Here is a 22,285-nt window from a genome sequence, read left to right as displayed (position 1 = left end):
CTTAATCTCCAAAAGATTCTGCTACTTTTTTTTATAAAAAATGTATTCTTTTATTCCCCGATTCTGTTTGCTGAAAAGGGCTCTTGTATCGTTTACAAAGATTTTCAATGAGTTACGGGCACTTGCCGGTATAGAATCCACAGGTAAGTTTACAGGGAGCAATTGATAGTTTTTTTTCCCGGACTGTACCGGCCGGGCTGTCCATACTAAACTGTATTCGCTGTTGTTGAGGCGGGTTGTACTGTCTTTTACTAATTCCATTCTTACCATGATTCCTCCGTCCGTACGGCGGGCGGACATGTTGGAAATATAATTTCCCAATGAATAGACGACCAGGTGCTTTTTGTCTGTCAGGCTGTCTGTGCGGACTTCAATCGGCTGGACTACATGGGGATGGGAACCGATGATGTGGTCTACTCCTTTTTGGAGTAACCACTTCGCAAGAAATTTCTGTCCTTTGTCCGGGAGCGGTTGATATTCGGTTCCCCAATGCATGCAGGCAATGATAGCATCCGGTTTCAGGGCTTTGCCGGTTTCTATATCTTGGGTAATTGCCGTTGTGTCGATGTAGTTTACGATATTGGGGGGAGTGACGCGAATCCCGTTTGTACCGTACGTATAATTGAGCAGGACAATGCGGAAGCCTTTTTTTTCGAGTAAAAGGGGGTATCTTTTTTGGCGTTCTTCCAAGTTGATATATGTTCCGGCATAAGGAATGGCTAAAGAGTCGATTAGACGAATGGTACGTTCTAATCCCGCTTTGCCGCGGTCCAGGCTATGGTTGTTGGCTGTGACGAGGACATTGAAGCCGGCGTCGCGAATGGCGGTAAGGAATTCGTCCGGCGCGCTGAAAGCCGGATAACCTTTATAGGGTTTTCCGCCTAAAGTAACTTCCAGATTGGCTATTGCAAAATCGGCTTTGCCTATTTCTTCTTTTACGTAGTCGAAACAGGTGGAATAGTCGTAAGTATTTGTTGCGGTACGTGCAGCGTTGATTTGTCCCTGGTGCTGCATGAGGTCTCCTGCGAAAAGAAGTTTCAGGGTGTCGGAGGATATTATGCTGTCTCTCCTTGCCTGTGACCGTGAGGTACAGGGCAAGGAGAGAAATAAGATTACCAGAAACAGGGCATGTCTCATCGGTAGATGGCTTTCTTACCGGCCAGAAGTGTATTTTTCATTAACGATACGATGGTCATAGGGCCTACACCGCCGGGGACTGGGGTGATGTATGAACATTTGGGGGCGACTTCATCGAATTTCACGTCGCCTGTCAGTTTAAATCCTGATTTTTTTGTTGCGTCCGGGACGCGGGTAGTGCCTACGTCAATCACTACGGCCCCTTCTTTAACCATTTCGGCTTTTACGAAATTCGGTTGCCCTAAAGCTGCGATAATGATGTCGGCTTCCCGGCATTCCTTTGCCAAATCTTTGCTCCGGCTGTGGCATACGGTCACCGTTGCATCTCCCGGAGTTGCTTTTTGCATCATCAGGGAAGCCATCGGTTTGCCGACAATGTTGCTTCGGCCGAGTACGACGCATTTTTTTCCCGAAGTTTCGATGCGGTAGCGTTTCAACAGTTCGAGGATGCCGTTAGGGGTGGCGGATACGTAACATGGGAGTCCGATAGACATGCGACCTACATTGATGGGATGGAATCCGTCTACGTCTTTACGGTAGTCAATCGTTTCAATCACTTTCTGTTCGGAGATATGTTTCGGCAACGGAAGTTGGACGATGAATCCGTCTACGTCATTATCTTCGTTCAGTTCGCGTACTTTAGCCAGCAGTTCTTCTTCGGTTACATCGTTTTCATAACGGATAAGGGAAGATTTGAACCCGCAGACTTCACAGGCTTTCACTTTGGCGGCTACATACGTCTCGCTGCCGCCGTCATGTCCGACAAGGATAGCTGCCAGATGGGGGCGTTTGCCGCCGTTGGCAACAATTTCAGCCACTTCGGCTGCTATCTCCTGTTTCACTTGTTCGGAAATGGCTTTTCCGTCTATCAGAGTCATATTTTCATCGTATTTATAGGGTTATCTTTTCATTTTCGGCATCATTTTGCCCATTTTGCTGCTGGTTACCATCTTCATCATCTTACGGGTCTGGTCGAACTGTTTCAGCAGGCGGTTGACTTCCTGAATGGTCGTGCCGCTTCCCTTGGCAATCCGTGTGCGGCGTGAGCCGTTCAGAATTTCCGGATTGGAACGTTCTGCCGGAGTCATGGAATAAATGATGGCTTCAATGCTTTTGAAGGCATTGTCGTCGATGTCAATATCTTTAATCGCTTTTCCTACTCCCGGAATCATGGAAGCGAGGTCTTTCAGGTTACCCATTTTCTTGATTTGGGCAATTTGACCGAGGAAATCGTTGAAGTCGAACTGGTTCTTGGCAATCTTTTTCTGCAAACGTTTTGCCTCTTCTTCGTCGTATTGCTCCTGTGCGCGTTCTACCAATGAAACGATGTCGCCCATGCCGAGGATACGGTCTGCCATACGGGCGGGATGGAACTGGTCGATGGCTTCCAGCTTTTCGCCTGTACCTACGAACTTAATCGGCTTGTTGACTACCGAACGGATGGAAAGGGCTGCACCGCCACGGGTATCACCGTCGAGTTTGGTAAGCACCACGCCGTTGAAATCCAGACGTTCATTGAACTCTTTCGCTGTATTCACGGCGTCCTGGCCTGTCATGGAGTCTACGACAAACAGGATTTCGTTCGGGTTGATTGCCTCTTTGATAGCGGCGATTTCGTTCATCATCTGCTCGTCTACGGCCAGACGTCCGGCTGTATCGACAATGACGAGGTCATATCCTTTGGCTTTGGCTTCCTGGATGGCATGTTGTGCGATTTCCACCGGATTCTTGCTTTCCGGTTCGGAATACATCGGCACTTCGATTTGTTCCGCCAGTACACGTAGCTGTTCGATAGCCGCCGGACGGTACACGTCACAAGCGACCAGTAACGGTTTGCGATTCTTTTTGGTTTTCAGCATGCGCGCCAGTTTGCCGGAGAAAGTCGTTTTGCCCGAACCTTGCAGACCTGACATCAGAATGATTGCCGGCCGGGCGTCGATATTGATTTCGGCGGTTTCCCCGCCCATTAGTTGGGTTAACTCGTCATGTACGATTTTCACCATCAACTGGCTTGGCTTTACTGCTGTGAGCACATTCTGTCCAAGGGCCTTTTCTTTCACCGTGTCTGTGAAATTTTTCGCAACCTTGTAGTTTACATCGGCGTCGAGAAGTGCCTTGCGTACGTCTTTCAGCGTTTCCGCCACATTGATTTCGGTGATTTTGCCTTCACCTTTCAGAATCTTGAATGACCGTTCCAGTCTTTCACTTAAATTATCGAACATAGTTATTTAATTACTAATTAATATTTTGAGCCAGCAAATGTACAAAAATCTCTCGTATTTATATCCTTTTATTCTGCCATTTTGCTTTTTTGAGGTAAATATAACTCGTTACCAGCAGTAAGGTATAATACACAATCTCAATGGTAAAGCAGATTTCAATCGGCGCTTTGAGCCACATTCCGATGAAAATGATGTATGAGCCGTAGATGATGATTGTGATTGTTTCGAGCAACAGGGCGGCTTGCGTGTTGCCTGTTCCCGAAATCCCGTTGAACACCACATTGGCTACCGATGCGATGAGCATGGCGATACAGATGACATATACCGACGGGACCGATTCGGTGATGAGTGCGGTCTCATTCGTATAGACGGAAAGCAGGAGCCGGGGAAACACTGCCGTGAGCGTAACCAGCCCTAACATGATGAAAAAGGAGAATCTGGCAATCTTGTTGATGAGAGGGATTACATGTTTGATGCCTCCCGCACCGATGGCATTGCTGACAAGGCTGTTTGTTGTGGTTGCCAATGAATTGACCGGAATCAGCAGGACGACGTAGATGCTTCGGACAATGTTGGCGATTGCCAGTTCCCGTTGCCCCAGGCGTTCTACGGCAACGAAAAATACAAACCATGTCGCCATTGACAGAAAGTATTGGAGCATGGTGAAGCAGGAGATACTGAGAATCCGCATCAACAGCGCCGGGTCGAATGTGCGGAGGCGGTTCAATCCGTATTTTTTCAGGTCGATGGTTATATACGTATAGAGCAGGAAGAAAAGAATGGAGGACGCTTCGGCCAGTACGGATGCGATGGCGGCTCCTTTGATTCCCATTTCGGGCAGTCCGAATTTGCCGAAAATCAGTGCATAGTCCAGTATGACATTGGTCAGTGCCATGACAACCGCATTAATCGTTAATACTTTGGTGCGTGTGATGCCGATATATAATGCCCGGAACATGACATTGACAAATGAGAAGAAGAATCCGTAGATACGCCAATCCAGAAATTCCATCGTTCCTTCGTAAATGGATTCCGAAGAGACCAGCAGTCGCATGATGTTGCCGCCGAAGGCTTTGGTAAAGCCGAATAGCAATAAGGCCATTAAAAAAAGAAACATGACTCCCTGAATCATGACCGGACCTACATCCGAATAGCGGCCTTCGCCGTTGCGTCTTGCTATGACGATTTGCGAACCGGTGCTGAATCCGAACGCGATGGTGAATACGCAGATATAAAATAATCCGCCCATAGCAGAAGCTCCGAGGGCTATTTCACTTACATGCCCCAGAAATGCTGTGTCGGTGACATTGATAACATTTTGTGCCAGCAAGCTTAGCAGTATCGGATAACTGACACTCCAAATCTGTTTGTTGGTGTACATAATCAAGTATTTAAGTTTACATTTTGCAAAGATAACGCTTTCTTCCGATTCGGAGGCTATAGGAAAAGTGAAAAACAAACGCTGTATTTTCGGAGATTTCAGTAGGGATACGGTTGGTTTTCGGGAGGAGCCGGCAGATGCCATCTGTTCGGCGGCGGTTGGCGTAAGGCAAAAGAGCGGGAAAAGGCCGGACGTCTCCAAATGGGTTCTGAAAGTTGGAACTCCGGTCTTCCGGGTTGAAGGATTCGTATAAAGGGAATCCCCTTATTTCTGCCTTGATTTCAAGGAATGCCAGGCAAAATAAGGGGATTGTTAATATGACTGCAAGTTTATAGGCGGACTTGTCCTATCTTTTCCGGTGTGGGATGTTTCCTGCCGCTCTATTTCTTTTTGATGATATCCCGTGCGCTGGGGCCTTTATGATTGGGATATCCGGGAGCATGGTTCCTGCATCTGGGGTCGGCGTCTACTTTCAGGCTGCGGTAGTCGTCTTTTGAGCGGGCGATGTAATCGTCGAGCATGGCGCGGTGTTCTGCAAGGACTTTGGCGTATGCAGGCTCGTGGGCGAGGTTTTTCCGTTCGCCCGGATCGTTTTTCATATCGTACAGTTCTTCTCCGTTACCTTCCAAATAATGGGTATATTTATATCTGGGGCCACGTACCATACGTCCGGGAGTCGTGATGTATTCATACTCGCTATGCCATTCTGAAACGACATACGGGTGAGTTTTCTTTTGTTTTTTTCCTTTTAATGTCGGTGCAAGGCTGATGCCTGCTTTTTCTGCCGGGACAGGAATACCTGCCAGCTCGCAGAGAGTCGGCAAAAGGTCCAATGTAGGTTGTGTCAGCAGATGGTCTACCGGTTTCTCCCGATGTTGGATGCCGGGACCGGCGAAGATGAACGGCACATTTGTCATTTCATCGTAGAAACTGATGTGTTTGGTTACCATCCGGTGTGAGGCCATGCCGTCGCCGTGGTCGGCCATGATGACGATGATGGTGTTTTTCCCGGCGGGAGTGGAATAAAGGGCTTTTAATACGCTGTCTACTTGTTTGGATACCATTTTGGTATAATGCTGGAAAGCGGCAATGTAGTGGCGGTAATTTTCTTCGTTCCAATGGGCGGCTTGCGTCATGCGGCGGTGGCTGCAACAAATATATTGCACGGGTTTGGGAATGTCGTTCCAGTCTTCCACGTCAAAATTGTCCGGGAGTTCCGGGAGGGGTCCGCTGACGGGACGGTCTGTGTGTATTCCTTGGTTTTCTCCTACGAATCCGCAGATATTATGAGGGTTTTGAAAATCGGCAATGCAAATGAATGGCTTTTGCGGCGGATTGCTTAAATAAGCAACGGCGTCTTCGCAAGTCCCCACATCCAGAAAACTGTCATTGTTGACGGGAAATTCGGGGTCGGTAAATGGTTTTGCCACCGGTTCTTTGTGTTTGAAACCTCTTAATGAACCCATGTCGTGTGTTTTTCCGAAGTGTACGGCTTCGTAACCGTTTTCAGAGAAAAGGCTTCCCAGTGTCGGTATGTTTTCCGGCAGGCGCGTGTTGATGGGTTCGCTTGAATTGGAGCGTACATTGGTCTGGTGGGGCATCATGCCGCTCCATAAAGCGGTACGGGAGGGTTGGCTGAGAGGACAGCCCACATAGGCATTGGAGAAGATGACTCCCCGTGAGGCAACTTCATCGATAGGAAGGGTGCAACCTTGGGTTTGTCCGTAAGCGCCTACGACACGTTGGGTCAGGTGGTCGCATTGGATAATCAGGAAGTTCGGCTTTTCTTGCGCCTGGGTTGCTGCGCTGCACAACGCTAATCCCATGAATGGATAAATCGTTTTCATTTTCAGGTGAGAATTAAGTGTTTTGATTTTGGAACAAAAGTAGGAAAAAAGGGAAAACGAAAAAGAGGGGAAAGATAGTTTTGGACGTAAGTGAAACTAATTTGTACAAAAATGAAACAGGCGGATGCGCTTCGGAGGATAAACGGTTAATCGGACGGACGGTTGGTAAGCGGGGGACGGGTGCGGTTTTGATACCGGATGGTAGATGGCAGGGGAGAAAGGGGGAGGTGATGGGGGATGAACAGTTTGCCGGGGATGAGGATTTCGAAATTGTAAGATGCCGGGATTTCAAGATTCTAAGACGGGCGATAGAGCCGGATAACAGGGACGGTGGACAGACTGCCGTTGTCATGCAGTCTGCCCACCGTCTTCTGGTTCTGGTTAATATGGGTGTTTCCTGTCGGTTAGCTGTTCATGCTCATCAGGAATTCATCGTTGTCTTTAGTCTTTTCCAGACGGTCTTTTACGAAATCCATAGCCTCAATCGGGTTCATGTCGGCAAGATATTTGCGCAGAATCCACATGCGGTCGAGAGTTGTCTTGTCAAGCAGTAAGTCGTCGCGGCGAGTACTGGATGCGGTGATGTTGACTGCCGGGAAAATACGCTTGTTGGATAGATTGCGGTCGAGCTGCAATTCCATATTGCCTGTTCCTTTGAATTCTTCGAAAATAACTTCGTCCATTTTGGAACCGGTATCGATTAATGCGGTTGCAATGATTGTCAACGAACCGCCGTTTTCAATGTTACGGGCAGCGCCGAAGAAGCGTTTGGGTTTATGGAGCGCGTTTGCATCCACACCTCCGGAAAGCACTTTTCCCGATGCCGGGGATACGGTATTGTAAGCGCGTGCCAGACGGGTGATGGAATCGAGGAAGATAACGACGTCATGTCCGCATTCCACCAGTCTTTTGGCTTTTTCCAATACGATACCTGCAATTTTTACGTGACGTTCTGCCGGTTCGTCGAAAGTGGAGGCGATAACTTCCGCATTGACGCTGCGCGCCATGTCCGTTACTTCTTCCGGACGTTCGTCAATCAGCAACATAATCATATATACCTCCGGGTGGTTGGCGGCAATCGCATTGGCGATGTCTTTCATCAGAATTGTTTTACCGGTTTTCGGCTGTGCGACAATCAGCGCCCGTTGCCCTTTGCCGATTGGGGCGAAAAGGTCTACGACGCGGGCGGACATGGAATCCGAATAACCGCCTTTGCAGAGTTTGAACTTCTCGTCCGGGAAGAGGGGAGTCAGATGTTCGAAAGGTACGCGGTCACGGACAAAAGCCGCGTCGCGTCCGTTGATTTTTGATACTTTTACCAACGGGAAATATTTTTCCCCTTCTTTGGGCGGACGGATGACACCTTCTACCACATCGCCGGTTTTCAGGCCGAACAGTTTGATTTGCGATTGTGACACATAGATGTCGTCGGGAGAAGAGAGGTAATTGTAATCGGAAGAACGGAGGAAACCGTATCCGTCCTGCATAATTTCCAATACGCCTACCCCGTTGAGGATATCATCGAACTCGTAGGGCTTTTCACGTTCAATAACTTTACGTTCCTGCTGTTGCACCGGCAGGTTTTCGTTAGCGTTGTTCGGCTGGACAGGACGCGGGGCCGGTACGCGCTGCTGGTTCTGGTTATTGTTGTTATTGTTACGCTGGAAGTTATTATTGTTGTTATTGTTATTATTCGCATTGTTATTGTTGTTGTCGCGTGGACGGACAATGCGCGGACGTTGCTGTTGGTGGTTCTGCTGCTGTTGGGGCGCTTGTTCGGCAACCGGTTGTACGGGTTCCGCCTTGGTCGCCTCGAATTTCCCGAAGAGTTCGGTCGGAAGTTCTATTTTCTCTGACGGGAGTTCCTCGATTGGAATGAAATCGTCATCATCGATATTAGACAGGATGTTGCTTTCTTCATCGACAACGGGCTCTGCTTTCTTCTGCGGTTTTGCCGCCGCTTTTTTTTCTGCTGCAGGCTTGTTGGGCTTGGCTTTCTTTTCCGCAGGCTGTGCCGGCGCCTTTTCTTTTACCGCTTCAACGCTTTTTTCTTCAACGGCTTTCTCTTCCGTTGTTTGAGAGGAAACGGCAGCTTCCGCCTTTACGCTTTCTGCTTCTTTTTTATCTGCTTTGTCTGCTTTATCTTTTTTATCCGCAGTTTCCGCATTTTTACGCGGACGGCCTACTTTACGTTTGGGAGCGGTTGCGTTTTCAGCTTTGGTATCTGCGGCGGGAGTTTCTTTTTCTTTGTTTGTACTTTCCTCTTTGGAGGGTTGTTGTGTCTGAACGGGGGCCGCTTCTTTGGTTTTGGTCACTTCTCCCTCTTTCGTTGCAGAAGCTACTTTGCTTTCTTTTTTGGCGGGGCTCACCCGTGAACGCTTTTTCTTTTCTTCCTTACGTTCTTCTTTGAGTTTATCTGCCGCCACTTTTTTAGTGGCTCCGGCAATTGCTTGTTCATCCAGTATTTTATAAACAAGGTCTTCCTTTTTAAAGGAGTCTGCTTTTTTTATGCCTAACTCTTTGGCAATAACTTGAAGTTCCGACAAGTCTTTGTCGTTTAATTGGATAATGTTATACATATAGTATGGTAAGTTATTAATATTTCTTTTTTGCTGAATTATGGACAGCATTACTATAGCTTCTCGACTACAGATATGCGAGCATACGTTTTGTTTTTTGTTATGAATTAGGGATGTATGTGTTGAATCGTAGGATGTTTCAACGGGGCAAAGATAATAAATATTTTTGGTTTCATAAACAATCAAACATTTTTTTCAATGTAAAAGTGTATCTTTGCCAGATAAAAGAAAATAGTATGACGGTAAATGAAGCATATTTAATTTATTTTTCGCCTACATACACATCAAAACAAGTTGCAGAGGCGATTGTTCACGGAACGGGAATAAAAAATGTTATTCCTGTCGATATAACCTTGCAGGCTGCCGGAGAGATTACGATACCTGCGTCCGCATTGGCGGTTATTGCCGTTCCGGTATATGGGGGACATGTCGCTCCTTTGGCAATGGAACGTTTGCAGAATATCCGCGGTCTGGACACACCTGCCGTGCTGGCGGTGGTTTACGGTAACCGCGCTTATGAAAAAGCGTTGATGGAGCTGGATGCTTTCGCCCTTCCACACGGGATGAAAGTGATTGCCGGTGCAACTTTTATCGGAGAACACTCGTTCAGTACGGATGAACATCCGGTTGCCGCCGGTCGTCCGGATGACGGGGATTTGGCTTTTGCAAAAGAATTCGGAGCTAAGATTATGGAAAAAATACAGGCGGCTGCCGGTGCGGATACTCTTTATCCGGTAGACGTGCGTGCCATTAAGCGTCCGAGTCAGCCGTTTTTCCCTTTATTCCGTTTTTTAAGGAAGGTTGTCAAATTACGTAAAAGCGGTGTGCCGGTTCCCCGCGCTCCTTGGGTAAAGGATGAAAATTTGTGTACGCATTGCGGGGTGTGCGCCGCCCATTGTCCGACGGGAGCCATTACTAAAGGGAATGAACTGGCGGTGGATGAAACGAAGTGTATCAAATGCTGTGCTTGTGTAAAGGTTTGTTCCAGGAAGGCGAAAGTCTATGACACTCCTTTTGCCGCTTTGTTATCCGACTGTTTTAAAAAGCAAAAACAGCCTCAGACCATTTTATAGATAATGATGCGTCGAGTCGTTTCGTCAATCCGGAAGCGGTTGTCTGTCCGTTCGCCTATCAGCCATGCAATGCGTTGCCCGCAACATAGCACCCATTGGCGTTCTTTCCGGCTGATGGAGAATTTGCGGTCGGTCAAGTAATCGCTTACTTTTTTTCTGCCGGTCATTCCGAAAGGAATAAATGTGTCTCCGGCTTTCCATTTGCGGCAGTAAATTTCCCCGTTTAATTTGTCTGCGTCAAAACATGCTATTTCCTTTTCTTTGGGAATCCGGAAATTCCGGTTGTATTCCCTTTCTTCCCTGATGAGCCGGAACGGAAGGACATCCTTGTTTCCGCCGCATTCATTGGTTTCCAACAATAAGAATTCCCTGTCTTTAATCACCCTCCATTCTTTGCTGCCGAACTGTTTTCCCGGCTGTCCTTGGAGCGAGTTCGCAATGTCCTTGATTTGTGCGGAATTGAATCCCAGCGGATGTAAGATTTCAAACAAGACGGTTTCGGGAGCGGGTTCTTTTAACAGGTCATTGATTCTGATTCCCTCCGGAGAAATAATCCTGGTCTTGGCTTCCGCTATGTATTTATTGTATATGGCAGCCACGTCGTTCAGATAGCGGCCTGTCTCTATCAGGCTGTTTTTGACTGACGGGTTAATCTTTTGCATGAGCGGAAGAAGGTTGAGCCGGATTTTATTCCGGGTATATTCGTCTTCCAGGTTTGTGCTGTCCGTGACATAATCCTGGCGGATGCCTTGCAGGTAACGGATAATTTCTTCACGGCCGATACATAAAAGAGGACGGACGATATTGCCGTTACGGGGGCGGATTCCCAGAAGTCCGGTGATTCCTGTTCCCCGGATTAGATTGAGCAGCATGGTTTCTATGCTGTCGTCTTGATGGTGGGCGACGGCGATAACCTTTGCCCGGCATTCGTCTTTTATTTTCTCAAACCAGTCGTAGCGGAGTTCCCGCGCCGCCATTTCTATTGATATATGTTTCTCGGCGGCATATCGGGTTGTATTGAAATCGACGGTATGTAACCGGATATCATATTTCCGGCAAAGTCCGCGGACAAACGATTCGTCCCGGCAGGATTCTTCACCGCGTAAATGAAAATTACAGTGTGCGGCTTCGCAACGGTAGCCTGCTGTATGGAGAAGACATAGCAGCGCTACGGAATCAGCGCCTCCGCTTAATGCTACGAGAATCTTGTCTTCCGGTGAAAACAAACGATGCTCTTTTATATATTGTGTAACCTTTTGTTGTATCATACCCTGCAAACTTACATAATAAATATTGATTTATATGCTTGCCGGATGAAAAATCTGTTTTTCTGCAAGGATAAACAAGGACATCCGCTTCCGGATTTCTTAATCGTGCAGTATGGAATCCTCATGTTCCGGGTATTTTTTGGGGGAGGGAGGATTGATAAGAATCCTACGGCTTGGGAAGAAGGCATTGGATGGGCAAAGCGGTTTCAAGGTTGAGTTTTTCTTTTACAAATTTCTTTTATTTCCTGTTTCGGGCATGGAAATAGCCGTTTGCAGCATTTCTCTTATTTAAAAACAATCTAAATAATTTGCGTGCAATGAAGTTATGAATTATCTTTGCCGAAAATTTTTTGAAAGTTATGCGTTTGTCCGAATTAAGAACAGGAGAAAAAGGTGTCATCGTAAAAGTATTGGGACACGGGGGTTTTCGTAAACGTATTGTGGAGATGGGTTTTATAAAAGGTAAAACGGTTGAAGTATTATTGAATGCTCCACTAAAAGATCCCATTAAATATAAAGTCTTAGGTTATGAAATTTCTTTGCGCCGTAAGGAGGCGGAAATGATAGAGGTCATCAGTGAGGAAGAAGCCAAGAGGCTGGCTGAAGAGACTGTCTATCATGAAGGGCTGGCGGAGGATATTTCCATAAAAGAAGAAGATATGAAACGGTTGGCGTTAGGGAAACGCCGGACCATAAATGTCGCTTTGGTGGGAAACCCGAACAGCGGCAAGACTTCTTTGTTCAACCTGGCTTCCGGCGCCCATGAGCGTGTGGGGAATTACAGCGGTGTGACGGTCGATGCCAAAGAAGGGTATTTCGACTTCGAAGGTTATCATTTCCGTATCGTCGATTTGCCGGGAACCTACTCTTTGTCCGCCTATACGCCGGAAGAGATTTATGTTCGTCACCATATTATTGACGAAACGCCGGATGTCATTATCAATGTGGTCGATTCTTCGAACCTGGAGCGCAATTTGTACCTGACTACTCAGTTGATTGACATGAATGTCCGTATGGTGGTGGCTTTGAATATTTACGACGAACTGGAAGCCAGTGGAAATACATTGGATTATCGTTTATTGAGTAAATTGTTCGGAGTCCCGATGGTTCCTACCGTGAGCAAGAAGAACCGCGGGCTGGATACCTTGTTCCATGTAGTCATTAACCTTTACGAAGGAGTGGATTTCTTTGATAAGAAAGGAAATATGAATCCGGAGGTCCTGAAAGACCTGACCGAATGGCATAACTCCCTGGAAGATAGGAAACAGAATGAAGAAGAACATCCGGAAGATTATATCCGGGAAGACCGGGGACAGGGAAGGGTATTCCGGCATATCCATATCAATCATGGTCCTGACCTGGAAAAAGCTATCGAGGCTGTAAAAGAAGAAATCTCTAAGAATGAATTTATCCGTTATAAGTATTCCACCCGTTTCCTATCCATCAAGCTGTTGGAGAATGACCCGGATATCGAGCGTATCGTACGTACGCTTCCTAATGCGGAAGAGATTCTTCAAGTGCGTGACAAGATGTCTAAACGCATACAGGACACATTGAACGAAGATTGCGAATCGGCTATTACCGATGCCAAATACGGTTTTATCAGCGGAGCGTTGAAAGAGACGTTTACCGATAATCACCTGGAGCAGGCACAGACCACGAAGGTGCTGGATTCCATCGTCACTCACCGTATCTGGGGATTTCCCATATTCTTCCTTTTTATGTATCTTATGTTCGAAGGTACATTCGTTATCGGTGAATATCCGATGATGGGGATTGAGTGGCTTGTGGAACAAGCCGGCGATTTGTTACGCAACCATATGTCGGAAGGTCCGTTCAAGGATTTGTTGATTGACGGAATTATCGGTGGAGTAGGAGCTGTCATTGTCTTTTTACCGAATATTCTGATTTTGTATTTCTGTATCTCGTTGATGGAAGATTCCGGTTATATGGCGCGTGCCGCGTTTATTATGGATAAGATAATGCATAAAATGGGATTGCACGGAAAGTCGTTTATTCCGTTGATTATGGGATTCGGATGCAATGTTCCCGCCATTGTCGCTTCCCGTACCATTGAAAACCGGAAGAGCCGGCTGATTACGATGCTGGTTAATCCGTTGATGTCCTGCAGCGCCCGTCTACCTATTTATTTATTGTTGACGGGAGCTTTTTTCCCGAACAATGCGAGCCTGGTATTGTTAAGTATCTACGTGATTGGCATTTTGCTGGCTGTGGTAATGGCGCGTTTGTTCAGCAAGTTTTTAGTGAAGGGGGATGACACTCCTTTTGTGATGGAGCTTCCGCCTTATCGGATGCCGACGGCCAAATCCATCTTCCGCCATACATGGGAAAAGGGAGTGCAGTATTTGAAGAAAATGGGAGGAATTATTATGATTGCTTCTATCATTATCTGGTTCTTGGGTTATTATCCGAACCACGAAGGTTATGAGACGGTTGCCGAGCAACAGGAGAATTCTTATATAGGCCAGCTTGGACGGGGAATAGAACCGGTGATAAAGCCTTTGGGATTTGACTGGAAGTTAGGTATCGGCCTGCTTTCCGGAGTAGGAGCGAAGGAGCTGGTTGTAAGTACGTTGGGCGTTTTGTATGCAGACGACCCGGATGCTGATTCGGTAAGTTTGGCGGAACGTATTCCTATCACTCCTCTGGTTGCTTTCTGTTACATGTTGTTTGTATTGATTTACTTCCCCTGTATAGCATCGATTGCAGCCATAAAACAGGAATCCGGCAGTTGGAAATGGGCGCTTTTCGCAGCTTTCTATACAACGGCACTGGCATGGCTCGTATCGTTTGTGGTTTATCAGATTGGAGGATTGTTTGTATGAATAATTGGCAAGAATGGGTAGTCGGAGTACTGGTTGTACTCTGTATTGCCCGATTCGTATATGGAATTTTTCTTTTTTTTCGTCGTACGCAGAAAAATAACGATCCTTGCGAAAGCTGTGTAAGTGGTTGTGAATTAAGGGAGCTGATGGAGAAGAAACGTAGGGAATGCAGTGTAAAGAAAAAAAGTACGAAGAAAAATTGTTGCGGATAGTTGGTAATTTCAAAATTTGTACTACCTTTGCAACCGCAAACGAGAAAAAACGGTTCCTTGGATGAGTGGCTTAGTCAGCGGTCTGCAAAACCGTGTACGGCGGTTCGAATCCGCCAGGAACCTCATAAGACCCCTTTAGATTGATTCTAGAGGGGTTTTCTTTGCTCCTAGCTGAAAATGTTTCCATTTTGTTCCCACCTTCTTTAATTTGTTATTGGAAATGTTCCCACATCGGTACTATAAAATGAGAGTAGGAGAAATGGATTTCTTTTTCTCATACGTGTAATGCCCAAAAATTAGGGTGAAATGGGGGAATTATCTTTTTCATCTGAGTAATGACTACGGAGAAAATCTTTGTCGCGTGTTAGTTCTATACCATAATTTCATGATAAAAGCTATGATGGCGGGTTCTTATTCTGCATTAGAAGAAAATAAGGCTAAAAGCAAGTAGGAGTAAATGATTCATGCCTGTTCCAATTGATGTTGTGACTTAATGAAACGGAAGATTGTAACCGCCATGCCAGTTTATTTTCTGAATAGACGGATTGAACGAATCACAGAGATGGAATCACTGTCTGCCTGCTCGTTTCTGTATTTTCAAGATTGCCTCAATAATATTTTTCAATTCCGCCGAATCCTATTATCGTTTTGTTGGCTTTCGTTTTGCCGATAAAGTGATTTAACCGCTTTTCAAATTCTTTAGGACGCATCCTGGCGGATTCGATGTATGCAATTCGGATTCGTTTGTATGAATCGGAGAAATGTTGATAGTTTTTCCATACAACCTTATCCTCTTTCAATCTGCCGATGATATCATCGGGAAAAACGAAAGGTACGGATAAGATGTCCTGTATTTTGTCCTCAAATTGCGGGTGTACCATTTTATTTTCCAATAACCTTTGAAGTCTTTCTTTGTTGGCTTGCGAGTAAGTGCTTTTAGGATTTCTGGGCGTGAAACGCTGAATTTTATGTTCCTTGTCAAGCGACTTTATTGTACTGTCAATCCAGTTGAAACAGAGAGCCTCCTCGACCGCATCATTGTATAAAATACTTTTCCTGCCCGACGACTTGCCGGGAAACACGAACCATACTTCATTGGCACTGTCGAAATTGTCCGTTAGCCACTTCCTCCATGCTTCCCGGTCTTCGAAATACTTAATCTTATTTTCTGTTTCCATCACAAACTTTACGATGCCCGGTATTATACCGGTTCTGATAAATAAACAGCCTGTTTGTACTTGCCAAAGATACTCAAATTTTGAGAGACGACACCGGTTTCCTTCCGAAACCTTTACCCGGATTTTCAGGGAATGAAGACTTTTAGGCTTTTTCCTACCGGCAATTATAGAATTTACCTGCCTATTATGGTTTTCCTGAACTACCTTTGTTATAAACCAAAAAGAAAACGTTATGAAAAAGATTCTGTTCATGCTATTTGCAATTCAGTTTGCTTTCGTTCCTTATATGATAAAAAGTTACGGAGCGGGTTCTGTCGGAGACAACCGTGCTTGTTCGACAATTAATCAGAAGCGGCAGATCGTCGAGGAAGATATCTTCGGCAATATTATCATTAAAGATGACAAAGGCAACAAGACGACCGTCAAGAAAGACATCTTCGGCAATACCATTATCGAAGATGATAAGGGCAACAGGAAGACCATCAAAGAAGACATCTTCGGCAATACCATTATCGAAGATAATAAAGGCAACAGGGAGACCATCAAGGAAGACATCTTCGGCAACACCATTGTGGAAGATAATAAAGGCAACAGGAAAACCATCAAAGAAGACATCTTCGGCAACACTATTATCGAAGATAATAAAGGCAACAGGGAGACCATCAAGGAAGACATCTTCGGCAATACCATTATCGAGGATAATAAAGGCAACAGAAAAACCATTAAAGAAGACATCTTCGGCAATATCATTATCGAAGATAATAAAGGCAACAGGAAAACGATTGGAAAAGATGTTCTCGGGAATGAGACACTTAAGGACAGCCGGAGATGCCGCCAAATCATTGAAGAAGATATTTTCAAAAAAATCATTCTCGGAGACTGATTGGAGAATTGTTCGTGCCTATTCATGGGAAAGAATCCGGTGATAACCTTTCAATCGGATTTTATTTTATACTTTTGTACGTGACAAGATAATCCGGTGAAATGAATCGTATAAAAGGCATATTCTACGCGGCGGTCTCCTCTTCCACATTCGGGCTGGCTCCGTTCTTTTCCATAACCTTGCTGCTGGCGGGCTTCTCGGCATTTGAGGTACTTTCTTACCGTTGGGGAGTCGCGTCAGTCGTGTTGACGATACTGGGGATGGCTACAGGTTGTGATTTCCGGTTATCGAAAAAAGACTTTGTGACCGTCTTTTTCCTAAGCCTGTTGCGGGCGGTCACTTCATTCAGTCTGCTTGTCGCTTACCGGAATATTGCCAGTGGGGTAGCTTCTACCATCCATTTCATGTATCCGTTGGCGGTTGCTTTGGCTATGATGTTCCTTTTCCGGGAGAAAAAATCATCTTGGATAATAGTTGCTGTGCTGATGTCCCTGCTAGGAGCCTCTTTGTTATCGTCGGGTGAGCTCGAATCGGAAAACGGGAATGTAGCGTTGGGGTTGATAGCAGCTTGTATTTCGGTGTTCTCGTATGGAGGATATATCATAGGAGTGCGTAAAACCAGGGCCGTAGAGATAAACTCGACCGTACTGACCTGTTACGTGATGGGAATGGGGACTCTGTTCTACCTGACAGGCGCATTTTGTACTTCCGGGATACGCCTGGTGACAGATGGATATACTTGGCTGATTATTTTAGGGCTTGCATTGCCGGCTACGGCCATATCCAATATAACGTTGGTGCAGGCGATAAAATATGCAGGTCCTACGCTCACTTCGGTTTTAGGAGCGATGGAACCGCTGACCGCCGTTGTAATCGGTGTCTGTGTATTTCATGAGCTTTTTACGGTCAATAGTGTTATCGGCATTGCATTGATTGTGGCGGCTGTAAGTATCGTCGTGTACCGGCAACAGCGGCAAGAAACGGAATAAAATAAACTGAAAAAGATACGTAAGGGAGGAATGAAACAAAGAGGAGAGAATCCCCCGCACGAATTACGGCTGAACCCGTTCTTATCGGAGAGCCTCTTGTCGGATTCGAACCAACGACCCCGAGATTACAAATCACGTGCTCTGGCCAACTGAGCTAAAGAGGCATTTTTTACTTTTGCGGGTGCAAAGGTAGGAATTTCCTCTAAAAACACAAATACCTCATACACTTTTTTTATCTTTGCAGTCTCATAAATGATTAAAAGAAGATGAAACAGAAAGTAATGAATGTGTGCGGTATGGTATTTCTAACCGTAAGCATGTTGGCTTGTTCCGGTCAGAAAAAAGGAACGGCGCCGGTTGAAACGGTGTCAGACAGCGTAGCTGCTTCCCGTGACGTACAGCAGGTGCAGGCAGACAGTACAGGATACATTGTCAGAGTGGGAGAGATGGCTCCGGACTTTACGATAACGTTGACGGACGGCAGTCAAGTGACTTTATCTTCTCTCCGCGGCAAAGTCGTGATGTTGCAGTTTACGGCAAGCTGGTGCGGCGTTTGTCGTAAGGAAATGCCGTTTATTGAAAAAGACATCTGGTTGAAACATAAAGAAAATGCCGGTTTTGCCCTGATTGGCATCGACCGTGACGAGCCGCTCGATAAGGTGCAGGCTTTTGCAAAATCTACCGGCGTGACCTATCCGTTAGGGTTGGACCCCGGTGCTGATATCTTCGCGAAATATGCATTGCGCGAGTCCGGTATCACGCGGAATGTGTTGATAGACAAAGAAGGGAAGATTGTAAAGCTGACCCGTTTGTATAACGAGGAAGAATTCGCCTCTTTGGTGCGGATGATTGATGAAATGCTGAAATGAAGACAGTCCGTGAGACAGTTCCGATAATATGTATGGAAATGGAACAGTCTCCAGAGACAGGCTGTATCGATTGAAAAACCTACGGAGGGACATCCGGAAAATCCCGTATGTTTGAGATTCGGTGAAGAGTAAATGCCCGTGAAAGAGGCAAACTTACTCTTCACCGTATCACATTATAACGCTTGATGGTTATGCTTTTGCATTTTTATTACATGCCCCCTTCGTAATATCAATATCGGAGTAACGGCGAAGAAATAGATTATCATATCCGGTTTGCAACTGACAAATGAATTGCCATAATTCCTATAAATACAGGAAAACTTGGGATTGGCTCCGGCTTGCGGATGATAAGCAGACCGTCCTATCCCCTGTAAGAAAAGAATACGCCGTCTTTAGCCGAATCTCTAAATGGCACGGAGTTGGGCCAGATAATCATAATGCCTTCCTTTTTTCACGAGTTTCGCTTTAAACCCGTATTCGGATGCATATAGGCTAAGTGTCTGGAAATCTATATACAACCAGTCGAATACATCCCCTTTTATCTCCTTGTATTGCATTTGAAAATCTATTTCTCCGTAATAATCCCCCGCCAAGTCGATTACGATGCTGCCGTCTTCTTCCTCAAAAAGATAACGCAAGTCGCTCGAATCCATCAGAATGCTTCCTCCGGGGCGGAGAATACCTTTCATGCGCCGGAAGAATTCGGGCATGCCGCTCAACCTGCCGATGATTCCCGAACCGTTCATAAGCATCAGAACAGTGTCGAATGTCTCGTTAAATGTCTCGTCGAAAAGATTGACAAGGCGGGCGTCATTGACACCCCGTTGTTTCATGACTCCGACAGACAACGGAGAGATGTCGATGGCGCAAACCTCTTTCCCCATCCCCTGAAGAGCCAATGCATGGCATCCACTTCCCGCTCCCACGTCCAGTATCCTTCCTTCAGCCATCTGCAGTGCGGTGCGTTCCAGAGCAGGCATGGATTGCATATTGCGGAACAGTTCCTTGACAGGAATCTCGTCCTCGTCAAACTGTGAAGAGAAAACACGCAGGCAATCAGCCTTGTGCCGATTGAAATAGTCGGAGATAGCAGCTCCCATAGGGTCCTTTTCCGGGCTGAGAATTGTTGTTGCCATTTTAACGGTCGGTTGTTTTATCCGGCAAAGATAAGTAAATCTGTAGAAAAGGATTATCTTTGTAGAAAGATAATATAAAAAATTGTATCTGAATGATACTCAGAATTGAAAAGTTGGATATAAGATTTTGGGTAACGATTTAGCGACATTCAGAATGCTTTAATATGCTGTAGTTTACCATACACTTTCAAACAACTCTTTGTTTTTACGAATATACATATTCTGTACCATAACCCCAAATTCATATCCTTTTCAATGTTCCCCGTTTTGTTTTTGTCTGAAAACCGCTACCGTTTGACATACAGAAGTCTATTTTAGAAATAGCACAAGCGGAAAAGGAAAGTCTTCGGAGATAAACGAAGTCATAAGTGACACCGTCATCCCAAAGTGCTTTCCTTTTTTGTGTATTTGTGCTGAAATGGTACTGTCATTTTGATTATTTTTCGCATATTCCTTTCTAATTGTTACAGCCGAAATTACATAATTCTCATATGCCTTGTCCGGTAATATTTCTTCGGTTATCCATATGATATGTCTATCTCCAAACCGACTTTCCTGTCATCGTTGCGCCGCCTCTTACTTCAATTTCAGTTTTGCCTCTTTTTCGTCTGCCTCCATTTTTCGTCTTTCATAAATTGCCTCAGGTAGTCGTCCACATTACAGGCGCAAAGGTAATTCTGGTATTTTAACGGAGATGCAAGGTCAGGCCTTTCTGTTTTATTATGAGGTGAACAAGGCGGAAAGAAAGAACTTTATCATAAGGTAATGCAAGTTTAGAGATTTTACAGAATATTGTCTAAACCTATTAAAAATAAAAGCAATGAAAGGAACAGAATGTTGGTTCTCCTTGTTCATTCTTATATATATTTTAAGTGTCATCAATTTGGTGTTACGACGATTCACTGCGCCGTTTCGCTGTTCCTATACTTATGCGTGTATGTACACTTAGACCGTCACCATCTGCACATCGTTTCAGTCAATGTGAACGAAGCGGACAGGCGGTTGAACAAGAATCTCATCCACTGGAGAAGCAAGGACATCACCACAGAATGGGAGAGGAAATACGGGCTGTATCTGGCAGACAAAAAAACAGCATCGCCATGACAATCCGTTCCGTAAGGTGGACATGTCTGGAGGCGATGTGAAACGGCAGGTGGCGAATACCGCAAAGGGGTATGGGCACTTACAAGTTCCGGACGATGGACGAATACCGTACCTTACTTTTGCTCTACAACTGTTCTATTATAAAGAAACTTGCTGATAGCAACAAGTTCCCTCGCCACAATGTATTACTTCTTTCACAACTCCTTTGACAGTAGAGAGTCTATGGTTTTGATGAGATTTCTTTATTTGTTTTCCTTCATACTCATATAATTTTTTAGGTTATAAAGGTCGCTATTTTCTTGAAAATAACAGTTACAATTAGGTTTAAAGTTTTTGTGATTTAGGTATGCAACGGGCTTTGTTTTTGCTAAAAACGTACCGTACGTAAACCCTTTGCCGGCTACCCGCTATCCTCTATCACTCCTTATGGAGGGAAGGGAGGGTTGTTTCCTGGCGCAACTTTATAATTGTTGTTTGAATACACCTTGACCAAAAGAAGAAAAATATGACTTCAATGGCAAGGAAACCGTAAATGAGGTTTCATGGTGGGGTTGGGAGATTACAGATAGTTCTCCGCCATGCATACGAATGATTTGCTGTGACAGGCTGAGGCCGATACCGGTTCCATGCTTTTTGGTTGTAAAAAAGGGAATAAAAATGTCTTCAAGCAAATTGGATGGAATGCCCGAACCGTTATCCGTTATTTTTATGAATAACATCGTTTCGTTGCTATATACATTTATATGTATTTTTTTATCAGGCTGTTCCGTAAGAGCCTGTATGGAATTTTTCAACAGGTTGATTAAAACTTGCGACAGCATTTTCTCATCCGCATAAATTTGTATCTCCGGCTGGAAAAAGTCGATGGAAAGCTCTATGCGCTGCCGTAGCAAATCTTCTTGGTATAGTGTCTGAATGTTTTGTATCAACTCCGTTAAAGAAAAACTGCTAAATTCAGGTTGGTTTAAGCCTGAAAATTGCCGATATGACTCCGTAAAATAAATCAAATTTTCTCCTTGGTCTTTAATGGTTTTCAATCCACGTATTGTTTTTTCGATAGTAAGGTCTGTAATATCTCCTGCATGTTTTGAACCACATTTGACCGGAAAATAAGAAAGAAGGGTTTCGGAGAGCGAAACGATGGGAGTGATGGAATTCATTATCTCATGGGTCAGTACCCGCATAAGTTTCTCCCAGGACTCATATTCTTTTTGATGCAGTTTATGTTCGAACTCCCTTTTTTTATGCTCCGTAACCAATGTGTATATCCTGTTAAAAGAGGCGTGTAGATAACGCTGTTCCCAGGTACCTGTATTTTCCGGGAAATAAAGCATGGATTCACTGTCTTCTATGGAATCAAAAAAGAGTTTTATTTTCCGGTTGCAGGAGTTCAGGTAGTGGACAAGTGCGCCGATAAGCCAAAAAGCAATCAAGACAGCAATCGTCCCCAGTATGACGGCCCGCCCGGAAATAATGCCCGCAAGCCCCAGCCCGAACGTCAGGACAATGAGCGATACGAACAAAAGGATATGTATGTATAAACGAATGCTGAACATTGGCG

Annotated in this window: 18 protein-coding genes and 2 tRNA genes; 9 read left to right on the top strand and 11 right to left on the bottom strand. The window is 45.3% G+C overall.

Features of this window, described 5'->3' with window-relative positions; genetic code table 11:
* Positions 1-21 precede the first annotated feature (21 nt).
* The 6 genes from Q5076_RS00800 to rho all read right to left on the bottom strand — a co-directional run bounded on the left by Q5076_RS00800 (position 22) and on the right by rho (position 9,166).
* Positions 22-1,137, bottom strand: coding sequence for a CapA family protein (locus tag Q5076_RS00800; protein ID WP_303010310.1), 1,116 nt, complete (start codon positions 1,135-1,137; stop codon positions 22-24).
* Entirely contained in the window at positions 1,134-2,015 is an 882-nt protein-coding gene (gene folD, locus Q5076_RS00795) for a bifunctional methylenetetrahydrofolate dehydrogenase/methenyltetrahydrofolate cyclohydrolase FolD (protein ID WP_303010309.1), read from the bottom strand. The genes Q5076_RS00800 and folD overlap by 4 nt, the downstream gene beginning before the upstream one ends.
* A gap of 21 nt (positions 2,016-2,036) precedes the next feature.
* Positions 2,037-3,359: a signal recognition particle protein gene (ffh, locus tag Q5076_RS00790; protein ID WP_303010307.1), complete on the bottom strand. Its 1,323-nt coding sequence runs from the start codon at positions 3,357-3,359 to the stop codon at positions 2,037-2,039.
* A 58-nt stretch (positions 3,360-3,417) separates the two neighbouring features.
* Complete coding sequence (locus Q5076_RS00785) at positions 3,418-4,740, bottom strand: MATE family efflux transporter (RefSeq protein ID WP_303010306.1); 1,323 nt, start codon at positions 4,738-4,740, stop codon at positions 3,418-3,420.
* A 380-nt stretch (positions 4,741-5,120) separates the two neighbouring features.
* Positions 5,121-6,587 (bottom strand): sulfatase, encoded by a 1,467-nt coding sequence (locus tag Q5076_RS00780; protein WP_303010305.1) that lies wholly within the window; start codon positions 6,585-6,587, stop codon positions 5,121-5,123.
* Between the two features lie 404 nt (positions 6,588-6,991).
* Positions 6,992-9,166 (bottom strand): transcription termination factor Rho, encoded by a 2,175-nt coding sequence (rho, locus tag Q5076_RS00775; protein WP_303010304.1) that lies wholly within the window; start codon positions 9,164-9,166, stop codon positions 6,992-6,994.
* A gap of 236 nt (positions 9,167-9,402) precedes the next feature.
* Between rho and Q5076_RS00770 the strand changes: the two genes are divergently transcribed.
* A complete protein-coding gene (locus Q5076_RS00770) occupies positions 9,403-10,239 on the top strand; it encodes a 4Fe-4S binding protein (RefSeq protein ID WP_303010302.1) in 837 nt (278 codons plus the stop codon).
* Here the strand turns inward: Q5076_RS00770 and tilS are convergent.
* Entirely contained in the window at positions 10,224-11,507 is a 1,284-nt protein-coding gene (gene tilS / locus Q5076_RS00765; RefSeq protein WP_303010301.1) for a tRNA lysidine(34) synthetase TilS, read from the bottom strand. The two genes, Q5076_RS00770 and tilS, sit on opposite strands and share 16 nt — an antisense overlap.
* A 45-nt stretch (positions 11,508-11,552) precedes the next feature.
* Here tilS and Q5076_RS00760 point away from each other — a divergent pair, with 45 nt between their 5' ends.
* From Q5076_RS00760 to Q5076_RS00745, 4 genes are all read left to right on the top strand, one after another.
* The gene (locus Q5076_RS00760) at positions 11,553-11,723 is read left to right on the top strand and encodes a hypothetical protein (RefSeq protein WP_303010300.1); all 171 of its coding nucleotides are present in this window, start codon (positions 11,553-11,555) and stop codon (positions 11,721-11,723) included.
* Positions 11,724-11,866: 143 nt separating this feature from the next.
* Complete coding sequence (feoB, locus tag Q5076_RS00755) at positions 11,867-14,353, top strand: ferrous iron transport protein B (RefSeq protein WP_303010362.1); 2,487 nt, start codon at positions 11,867-11,869, stop codon at positions 14,351-14,353.
* Complete coding sequence (locus Q5076_RS00750; protein WP_303010299.1) at positions 14,350-14,565, top strand: hypothetical protein; 216 nt, start codon at positions 14,350-14,352, stop codon at positions 14,563-14,565. Before feoB ends, Q5076_RS00750 begins: the two co-directional genes overlap by 4 nt.
* A 51-nt stretch (positions 14,566-14,616) precedes the next feature.
* Positions 14,617-14,688, top strand: a tRNA-Cys gene (locus tag Q5076_RS00745).
* Between the two features lie 485 nt (positions 14,689-15,173).
* Here Q5076_RS00745 and Q5076_RS00740 read toward each other — a convergent pair.
* The gene (locus Q5076_RS00740) at positions 15,174-15,743 is read right to left on the bottom strand and encodes a YdeI family protein (RefSeq protein ID WP_303010298.1); all 570 of its coding nucleotides are present in this window, start codon (positions 15,741-15,743) and stop codon (positions 15,174-15,176) included.
* 232 nt (positions 15,744-15,975) lie between these two features.
* Here Q5076_RS00740 and Q5076_RS00735 point away from each other — a divergent pair, with 232 nt between their 5' ends.
* Together Q5076_RS00735 and Q5076_RS00730 are read left to right on the top strand one after the other, a co-directional pair.
* A complete protein-coding gene (locus Q5076_RS00735; RefSeq protein ID WP_303010296.1) occupies positions 15,976-16,626 on the top strand; it encodes a hypothetical protein in 651 nt (216 codons plus the stop codon).
* A 101-nt stretch (positions 16,627-16,727) separates the two neighbouring features.
* Positions 16,728-17,615 (top strand): DMT family transporter, encoded by an 888-nt coding sequence (locus tag Q5076_RS00730; RefSeq protein WP_303010294.1) that lies wholly within the window; start codon positions 16,728-16,730, stop codon positions 17,613-17,615.
* 90 nt (positions 17,616-17,705) lie between these two features.
* Here Q5076_RS00730 and Q5076_RS00725 read toward each other — a convergent pair.
* Positions 17,706-17,779 (bottom strand) — tRNA-Thr (locus Q5076_RS00725).
* A gap of 102 nt (positions 17,780-17,881) precedes the next feature.
* On the opposite strand from Q5076_RS00725, the gene Q5076_RS00720 reads away from it, so the two are divergent.
* Entirely contained in the window at positions 17,882-18,484 is a 603-nt protein-coding gene (locus Q5076_RS00720) for a TlpA disulfide reductase family protein (protein ID WP_303010293.1), read from the top strand.
* 404 nt (positions 18,485-18,888) lie between these two features.
* Here Q5076_RS00720 and Q5076_RS00715 read toward each other — a convergent pair whose 3' ends face one another.
* The gene (locus Q5076_RS00715; protein WP_303010292.1) at positions 18,889-19,620 is read right to left on the bottom strand and encodes a bifunctional 2-polyprenyl-6-hydroxyphenol methylase/3-demethylubiquinol 3-O-methyltransferase UbiG; all 732 of its coding nucleotides are present in this window, start codon (positions 19,618-19,620) and stop codon (positions 18,889-18,891) included.
* A 933-nt stretch (positions 19,621-20,553) separates the two neighbouring features.
* Between Q5076_RS00715 and Q5076_RS00710 the strand changes: the two genes are divergently transcribed.
* Positions 20,554-20,724 carry a hypothetical protein gene (locus tag Q5076_RS00710; protein ID WP_303010291.1) on the top strand — a complete coding sequence of 57 codons (171 nt, stop codon included), beginning with the start codon at positions 20,554-20,556 and terminating at the stop codon, positions 20,722-20,724.
* A gap of 461 nt (positions 20,725-21,185) precedes the next feature.
* Here Q5076_RS00710 and Q5076_RS00705 read toward each other — a convergent pair whose 3' ends face one another.
* Positions 21,186-22,280, bottom strand: coding sequence for an ATP-binding protein (locus Q5076_RS00705; protein WP_303010290.1), 1,095 nt, complete (start codon positions 22,278-22,280; stop codon positions 21,186-21,188).
* Between the last annotated feature and the right edge of the window lie 5 nt (positions 22,281-22,285).

Source organism: uncultured Bacteroides sp., from assembly GCF_958445495.1.
In the GTDB taxonomy this organism is placed as follows: domain Bacteria; phylum Bacteroidota; class Bacteroidia; order Bacteroidales; family Bacteroidaceae; genus Bacteroides.
Note: the sequence above shows the minus strand (reverse complement) of the source record. Positions and strands in the feature narration are given on the sequence as shown.